Here is a 5,836-nt window from a genome sequence, read left to right as displayed (position 1 = left end):
TCCGCGATTGGGAGGTGTCTTCCGGGGAAAAGGGGACACCGCGGTACGGGTGCCGGATGTCCGGCAAGAGGCGCCGGGACATGGGAGAGCGGACCCGGAACGCACGCGCCTGTCAGTGCCCCGTGACAACCTGGACACATGCCCGAACTCCCCGAGGTGGAGGCCCTCAGGGGCTTCCTGACCGAACATCTCGGCGACGCCCGCATCGCTCGCGTCCTGCCGGTGGCGATCAGCGTGCTCAAGACGTACGACCCGCCGCTGAACGCCCTCGAAGGCCGCCCGGTCACCGCGGTCGCGCGGCACGGCAAGTTCCTCGACCTCGATCTCGACGGACTGCACTTCATCACCCACCTGGCCCGCGCGGGCTGGCTGCAGTGGAAGGACCGGCTGCCCGACGGCCCGCCGAAGCCGGGCAAGGGCCCGCTCGCGCTGCGCGTCGCGCTCGACGACGGCCGGGGCTTCGACCTCACCGAGGCCGGTACGCAGAAGCGCCTCGCGGTGTACGTGGTCCACGACCCCCAGGAGGTCCCGGGAATCGCCCGGCTCGGACCCGACCCGCTCGCCGAGAGTTTCGACGAGGCCGCCTTCGCCGCGCTGCTCAAGGGCGAACGCCGCCGTATCAAGGGCGCCCTGCGCGACCAGAGCCTGATCGCGGGCATCGGCAACGCGTACAGCGACGAGATCCTGCACGTGGCCCGGATGTCCCCGTACAAGATCGCGGACAAGCTGACCGCCGATGAGCTGCACACGCTGTACGAGGCGATGCGCTCCACGCTCGCCGAGGCGGTGGAGCGCTCGCAGGGCGTGGCCGCGGGACGGCTCAAATCGGAGAAGAAGAGCGGCCTGCGCGTGCACGGCCGCACCGGCGAGGCCTGCCCGGTCTGCGGGGACACCATCCGGGAGGTGTCCTTCCACGACTCCTCGCTCCAGTACTGCCCCAAGTGCCAGACAGGCGGCAAACCGCTGGCGGACCGCCGGATGTCCCGCCTGCTCAAATAGCACCGCGGCGGCGGGGCGCGCAGCTGTTCACCGGCTCGGCGTGCCGGTCCTCGCCGCCAGGGCGAGCAGCCCTTAACCGGCGGGAATCGAGAGCAATCGGTCGCCCTCCAGCGTCCGGACCTCGAACCGCCGGATCTGGTCCGCCCGCAGCCCCGTCCCGCCCTCGGTCAGCAGCGGACCCTCATGTCCGTCGCGCCCCGGGAAGCCGTAACCGCCCCGCGGGACCGACCAGCTGAGCACCGTCTGCTCCGTACCGCCCGGACCCACCGCCACCAGCTCGCAGCGGCGCGGCCCGTCGAGCCGGTCCATCCGCAGCGCCACCTGCGTGCCCCACGGCTGCTCATCCAGCGCCACGCTCGCCGTGAGCGTCCCCGCCCGGCTGTCGAACACCCGAGGGCTGTCCTCCCGCACCAGTGCCGCCCCCGTCGGCAACGCGACGAGCACCGCCGCCGCTGCGGCCACCCAGCGAAGCCGGCCGGCAGGGCGGCGAACCCGCACCTGGACGAGCAGCCGGTCGAGCAGCTGCGCGGGAGGCGCCTGCGACAAGGCGACGGACTCCCGCGAGGCCAGCGGCTCCAACAGCGCCACCACCCGGGAGAATTCCACGAGTTCCAGCGCGCAGTGCAGGCAATCGCCCAAGTGTTCCTCGACATGGAGGCTGTCCGCAGGTTCCAGTACGCCCAGCGCATAGGCGGCGACGTCCTGGTGCTGCGCGCTCATGGGCATTCCTCTTCGTGCAGGATTACGGGGGTATCGCACCGTGGGGGATACGGCGAGAAGTGTGTCCCCCTGCAATACGGGGCATTCGGTGTTCCTGCTCAACACCGTTGGGAATTCGGTGAACTGTCCCGCAGCGGCTCCCCGCCTCCCCGTGTCCACCGGGCACGCAGCCGCATACACTCCGCCGCATGCTGCGTGTACTGGCCGTCGACGACGAGAAGCCCGCACTCGAAGAGCTGCTCTTCCTGCTGCGCGCCGACCCGCGGGTGCGCAGCGCCGAGGGCGCCACCGATGCCACCGAGGCGCTGCGGCGGATCAACCGCGCCCTGGACGCGGGACCGGACGGCGACGAAGCCATCGACGTCGTCTTCCTCGACATCCACATGGCAGGGCTCACCGGCCTCGACGTGGCCCGGCTCCTCGCCGGCTTCGCCGAGCCGCCGCTGATCGTGTTCGTGACGGCCCACGAGGGCTTCGCCGTGCAGGCCTTCGACCTCGAGGCGGTCGACTACGTCCTCAAGCCCGTGCGCCGCGAACGCCTCGCCGAAGCGGTACGCCGCGTCAGCGATCTGACGGCCCAGTCCACGGCCCCGGTCCCGGTGCCGGCCGCCCCGGTCGCCGTCGATTCGGCCCCCGACCAGATCCCGGTCGAACTGGGCGGAGTCACCCGCTTCATCCCGATCGACGCCATCGCGTACGTCGAAGCGCATGGCGATTACGCGCGTCTGTACACCGACGAGGGCAGCCACTTGGTGCGCATCCCCCTGTCCACGCTGGAGGAGCGCTGGGCCGCGCGCGGGTTCGTACGGATACACCGGCGCCATCTCGTGGCGCTCGGCCGCATCGACGAACTGCGCCTGGACGCCGGCGCGACCACCGTGCGCGTCGGCGGCGCGGAACTCGCGGTGAGCCGCCGGCACGCCCGTGAGCTGCGCGATCTGCTGATGCGGCACGCGCGGCGCTGAACCCGAGGCGCGGCCGCCGACCGTCCACCGAGGCAGCGGACCGCTCACCGCGCCTCAGCGGCCGTCCGCCGATGCGCGACTGTTCCGGGAAGGTGCGCGCCGCCTAGCCTGACCTCCGTCAACGGGGAGGGAAGTCCGCAATGCCCGGTCCATCCGAAGTCGAGGCGCTGCTCGAGGAGTTGCGGGCGCTGCCCGCGCCGCCCACGAGTCCGACCGAGGCGACGCGCTACCTCGCGGGCCTCAAGAGTGCCGCGGCCCGCTGGTCCGAGATCCTCGACGAGGCCCATGAGGCCGCCGCCCCGTTCACCGGACCGCGCGCCGAGGCCGCGCTGCGGCTGGCCTTCCGGCGGGCCGAGGAGTCCTACGTCGAGCTCGAAGTGGCTCTCCAGGACTGCTCGACGTCTTGACCGGGCTCCACTCCAGGCCTCCTTGACCGGACTCCACTCCGGGCCTCCTTGACCGGGCTCCACCTCAGGCCTTGACCGGGCCCTACCCCAGGTCATCAGCCCTGCGTAGACTCCCGTTCACCCACCTCGGACGAGAGAGCGCACCGCCCATGCCAGCAGCCCCCGATGGCCCCCGCCGGGAGACCGTGACCGGTGTGCCGCGTCAGGCGCGGCGCCCGCTGGGGCACACCGCCGCACGTTCCGAGATCGACGAGCAGACGACCATCGGCACCACCTATGTCCGGTCCCTGATGCGCAGCCAGTTGAAGGCCGGGCTCACCGCGCTCGGTGTCCTCATCCTGTTCATCGGCACCCTGCCGCTGCTCTTCATGCTGCCCGAGTCCGTGACGGGCTCCGAGGTCTCACCGACCCTGTGGGTCTGGCTGTCCCTGGGCGTCGGCGTCTACCCGGTCATGCTGCTCATAGCCCACTGGTACGTCCGCAGGGCGGAGCGCAACGAGCGGGACTTCACGGGACTCGTCGAAGGACGCTGAGCCCTTGACCGAGATCCGCGCGGTGCGCCCTTGAACCAGACCTACGCGGTGACCGCGGTGACGGTCGTGGTGCTCGCCACCGTCCTGATCGGCGCCCTCGGCCTCAGGATCTCCCGTACGACCTCGGACTTCTACGTCGCGTCCCGCACCGTCCAGCCCGGCCTCAACGCCGCGGCGATCAGCGGCGAATACCTCTCCGCCGCCTCCTTCCTCGGCGTCGCGGGCCTGGTCCTCCTCCAGGGCCCGGACATGCTCTGGTACCCGGTCGGCTACACGGCCGGCTATCTCGTCCTGCTGATCCTGGTCGCGGCCCCGCTGCGCCGCTCCGGCGCGTACACCCTCTCCGACTTCGCCGAGGCCCGCCTCGAATCCCACACCGTGCGCCGCTTCGCCAGCCTCTTCGTCGTGGGCATCGGCTGGCTGTACCTGCTGCCCCAACTGCAGGGCGCCGGGCTCACCTTGGAGATCCTCACCGGCTCGCCCGACTGGGTCGGCAGCCTCGTCGTCGCGCTCGTCGTCACGGGAGCGGTCGCGGCGGGCGGCATGCGCTCGATCACCTTCGTGCAGGCCTTCCAGTACTGGCTCAAGCTCACCGCGCTGCTGGTCCCCGCCCTGTTCCTGATCGTCGCCTGGTTCGGCGACAACACCCCGCGCGCCACCTTCGACGCCCCGGCCGTCTTCCGCGAGCACACCTCGGTACGCATCGACGACACCGTCCGCATCGAGCTCGACGCCCCCATCACGCTCACCGTCGACGGAAAGGCCGACGGCACCTCGTACGAGAAGCGGCGCGTCGCTCTCGACGAGGGCACGCACCGCGTCGAGAGCGGCACGCGACTCGGTTTCCAGGCGGGCACCTCCGTGCCGGAGACCAAGGAGCACACCGGCACCGGGACCTCCAACTGGTCACGGCCGCTCGCCGGCGACCGGGACGAGTACCGGCTCTACGCCACGTACGGACTGATCCTCGCGACCTTCCTCGGCACGATGGGCCTGCCGCATGTCGCCGTCCGCTTCTACACCAGCCCCAACGGACGCGCGGCCCGCCGCACCACACTGGTCGTGCTCGGTCTGGTCGGCGCGTTCTATCTGCTGCCGCCGGTCTACGGCGCGCTCGGCCGGATCTACGCCCCCGAACTCGCCCTCACCGGCGACGCCGACGCGGCCGTGCTCGTGCTGCCGGAACGGCTCATCGGGGGAGTGGGCGGCGATCTGCTCGGGGCGCTGCTCGCGGGCGGCGCGTTCGCGGCGTTCCTGTCGACCGCGTCCGGACTGACGCTCGCGGTGGCCGGCGTGCTGCACCAGGACGTGCTGCCGGCCCGCGGCGTGGGGCACTTCAGGATCGCGGCGGTCATGGCCGTGGCCGCCCCGTTCGGGGTGTCCCTGATCGCCACCAACGTGCCGGTCGCGGACGCGGTCGGGCTCGCCTTCGCCGTATCCGCCTCGTCGTTCTGTCCGCTGCTCGTGCTCGGCATCTGGTGGCGCCGGCTCACCCCGCCCGGCGCCGTGGCGGGCCTGGTCACCGGGGGAGGGGCGGCACTCACCGCCGTCCTCGCGACCCGCACCGGACTGCCCTCGGCGGGCTGGGCGCACACGCTCCTTGCCTGGCCGGCGGTGTGGTCGGTGCCGCTCGGGTTCCTCACGATGATCGTCGTCTCGCTCCTGACCCCGTCCCGTATCCCCCCGGGCACCGCGGCCACCCTGGCCCGGCTGCATCTGCCGGAGGACCTCTCCGAGCGGCGGCGCGGGGACGGGCCGCCGCGTGAACTCCGGGCTGCCGACAAGCGTGCAGTGCAGTACGGCGAGCGGCGGGTGGTCCCGCAGGGCGAACAGGACGCGCGGCGCGGGAAGCGGCGTGCGCGTCAGGGCGCCGAGCGGCAGGACACGCGTCCGGGCGCGGAACAGCGGGCAGCACGTCGGGACGCCGAGCAGCAGGAAGCGGGGGAGCGATGACCGGGATCGGGATTGCGGCGCTGGTCGTGGCGGGCGTCGTCGTCCTCGCGGCCGGGATCCTGCTGGGCCGCTTCACGGCCCGCCGCGGCGAAGTGGACCTGGACCTCGGCACCCCGGTCGAACGCGCCACCTTCCATACGCTGCACACGGCCTCGCTCGCCGCGCCCCCGCTGCGGGCCGGCCTCACCGGGGACACCGCCCGCAAGGGCGCCAAACCCCTGCGCTCCCTGCTCGGCTCCGGGGCCCTGTGCCGGGCCGG

At 72.2% G+C, this 5,836-nt stretch carries 6 protein-coding genes and 1 pseudogene; 6 read left to right on the top strand and 1 reads right to left on the bottom strand.

From position 1 onward, the window contains the following. Positions 1 to 138: 138 nt before the first annotated feature. A complete protein-coding gene (locus JAO81_RS01935) occupies positions 139 to 999 on the top strand; it encodes an Fpg/Nei family DNA glycosylase (protein WP_199545959.1) in 861 nt (286 codons plus the stop codon). Positions 1,000 to 1,071: 72 nt separating this feature from the next. Here JAO81_RS01935 and JAO81_RS01930 read toward each other — a convergent pair whose 3' ends face one another. Beyond that, positions 1,072 to 1,719 carry an anti-sigma factor gene (locus JAO81_RS01930; protein ID WP_233414813.1) on the bottom strand — a complete coding sequence of 216 codons (648 nt, stop codon included), beginning with the start codon at positions 1,717 to 1,719 and terminating at the stop codon, positions 1,072 to 1,074. Positions 1,720 to 1,907: 188 nt separating this feature from the next. Between JAO81_RS01930 and JAO81_RS01925 the strand changes: the two genes are divergently transcribed. From JAO81_RS01925 to JAO81_RS01905, 5 genes and pseudogenes are all read left to right on the top strand, one after another. After that, complete coding sequence (locus JAO81_RS01925) at positions 1,908 to 2,684, top strand: LytTR family DNA-binding domain-containing protein (RefSeq protein WP_199545957.1); 777 nt, start codon at positions 1,908 to 1,910, stop codon at positions 2,682 to 2,684. A gap of 140 nt (positions 2,685 to 2,824) precedes the next feature. Beyond that, the gene (locus JAO81_RS01920) at positions 2,825 to 3,091 is read left to right on the top strand and encodes a hypothetical protein (protein WP_199545956.1); all 267 of its coding nucleotides are present in this window, start codon (positions 2,825 to 2,827) and stop codon (positions 3,089 to 3,091) included. A gap of 149 nt (positions 3,092 to 3,240) precedes the next feature. After that, positions 3,241 to 3,624, top strand: coding sequence for a hypothetical protein (locus JAO81_RS01915; RefSeq protein ID WP_199545955.1), 384 nt, complete (start codon positions 3,241 to 3,243; stop codon positions 3,622 to 3,624). Positions 3,625 to 3,654: 30 nt separating this feature from the next. Next, positions 3,655 to 5,577 carry a cation acetate symporter gene (locus JAO81_RS01910; protein WP_233414812.1) on the top strand — a complete coding sequence of 641 codons (1,923 nt, stop codon included), beginning with the start codon at positions 3,655 to 3,657 and terminating at the stop codon, positions 5,575 to 5,577. After that, positions 5,574 to 5,836, top strand: a pseudogene (locus JAO81_RS01905) (sensor histidine kinase); the annotation flags it as partial. The gene JAO81_RS01910 and the pseudogene JAO81_RS01905, both read left to right, overlap by 4 nt.

Source organism: Streptomyces sp. N35 (assembly GCF_016464295.1).
Classification (GTDB): Bacteria; Actinomycetota; Actinomycetes; order Streptomycetales; family Streptomycetaceae; genus Streptomyces.
The sequence above is the reverse complement of the archived record's forward strand: the minus strand, read 5'-3'. Positions and strand labels throughout refer to the sequence as shown.